At 54.9% G+C, this 1,782-nt stretch carries 3 protein-coding genes; all 3 read right to left on the reverse strand.

Features of this window, described 5'->3' with window-relative positions; all coding sequences use genetic code 11:
• Positions 1-318 precede the first annotated feature (318 nt).
• The gene (locus WCA53_RS05405; protein ID WP_423906544.1) at positions 319-618 is read right to left on the reverse strand and encodes a hypothetical protein; all 300 of its coding nucleotides are present in this window, start codon (positions 616-618) and stop codon (positions 319-321) included.
• A 255-nt stretch (positions 619-873) separates the two neighbouring features.
• On the reverse strand, positions 874-1,179 hold the full coding sequence (locus tag WCA53_RS05410) for a lytic transglycosylase domain-containing protein (protein WP_423906548.1): 306 nt from the start codon (positions 1,177-1,179) through the stop codon (positions 874-876).
• Between the two features lie 22 nt (positions 1,180-1,201).
• Positions 1,202-1,516: a hypothetical protein gene (locus tag WCA53_RS05415; protein WP_423906553.1), complete on the reverse strand. Its 315-nt coding sequence runs from the start codon at positions 1,514-1,516 to the stop codon at positions 1,202-1,204.
• Positions 1,517-1,782: the final 266 nt, after the last annotated feature.

A 1,782-nucleotide genomic window follows, 5' to 3' on the forward strand; every position in this document is an offset into this window, starting at 1 on the left:
CGCTCAAGCTACGGATTCCGAATGCCGATTTGAAATTGACCGTTTTCGATTCTTGAGTGCCCAGGGGCGTGTGGCACTCTGGTTAAGCACAACACTTTCCGCATTTGGGAGCCGTTCCGCATGTCCACCGCACTTCAATTCACCGTCGATCAACAGCCGAGTCATCTGCAACTCGTGATGCCATCTGGCCTTACTGCAGAACAACATGATCAGGTCGTCTCGCTAACAGAGAGCGTCCGCATCTCGAAGCACCAAGCAACGAGGGCGGTCCTTAACATCGCGGTTTGCATTTCAAAGCTCAAGGAAATTATTCCTGAATCAACGGCGTTTTTCGAGCACTGCGCGAATGCCTTCGGCTACAGCCGGAGCAACGTCTACCGTCTGATCGGTATCGCGGGACTGGTCCAGGAGAGGTTCACTGAGGCTGATGGCCATTTGCCTGCCTACCTCCACAACATCAAAATGAATGTCTTCACGCTGCTCGGTGCTGAACCTGAACTCAGCGAAAGCGCCGTTGATGCGATAAAGCAAGCCGCATCCAAAGGGTCGCTCTCCAAGGGAGACGTAGAGGATCTCCTCGCCAAGATGCGCGAGCAGGTCGTCCAGACGCTCGAGCAAAAGTCGAACGAACTACTCGAAATGCAGGGAACACTGCAAAACACCACGGCACAACTCGAAGAAGCGCAACGCCTCCTGGCGAAAGAGTCCGCACGCGCCGACAAGACGGAGATCTATCTTCGCGACCGCGAGGCGACTATCTCAAGAAAAGACACCGAACTCAACGCCCTCCTCGATGACTTCAACAACGCCGAAGCCGCATTGAACGAGTTGCGCGCAAAACCGACCGCTTACTGTGGTCGCTGCCAGGTCCCGCTAGTCGTGCGGTCGCATTACCGTGAAGTCGCCTGCGACCACTGCCAGAAGATAAGCTCCGACCGCCGCCCAAGTGTTGCCGTACTTAACGATTTGCTTCCGATAGATCCACGCGCCGGTACAGATGCTTTCGCAACCGTTGAACAGGTCCCTCGTTGACATTCCGCACTGAGCGAGTTCTGGGAGATGGATTGAATTTATTTGCATCTCTCCATAGTCTACCGATACGTTCAAATTGCGATTCGTTGCCCACGGCTTGTTCCCGATTTCCACTATCGCAATCGAGCGAAGGATGATGGGATTCACCCGATGAAAGACCGCAGCATTATCACTGCTTAGTCCTACAAAGAAGTCCGCATGTTTGAGCCAGCGCGCTCAGGAGCGCAATGTCCCCGGTCTGATCCTCCGCACCGTTGGGAATGTGGTTCCACACCAGGCCTATGCCTTGTTCAGCGTCCTTGTCGATGCAGATCACCCTGTAGCCTTTCTCTTTCAGGAAACTGATCACCTCTCGCCAGCCCTTCGGCTTATTCCAGCGCTTGCACCGCGTCGAGGCCTTCGTCGCGATGCAGACATATTTATCAGGGATCGGACGGCTGTAGTCGGACAGATGAATCTTGGGCGGCGCCTCGCTCTCCGACACGCCCGGAATCCGGGCGGCTGCGCGGTGCAGCCCGACCTGCCGAAAATCTACCGGCTAATGAACATTGTTTTTATCGTCCCACAAAAGCCCCATCCGTTAAGTGGCGTAGTAATCCCCCGCGTTCACGTCCTCGAACGTGATGAAGCGGATAAAACAGGTTGCATACCGCCCACACCCGATATCGCCCTCCCAATACACGACGTAGCGATCGCCTTGCTTTGCCGATCCACGTGCCCCCTTTACTTTGACCGGTTTTAAGCTAACAC

The sequence above is a fragment of the Caballeronia sp. genome, assembly GCF_049581465.1.
GTDB lineage: Bacteria > Pseudomonadota > Gammaproteobacteria > Burkholderiales > Burkholderiaceae > Caballeronia.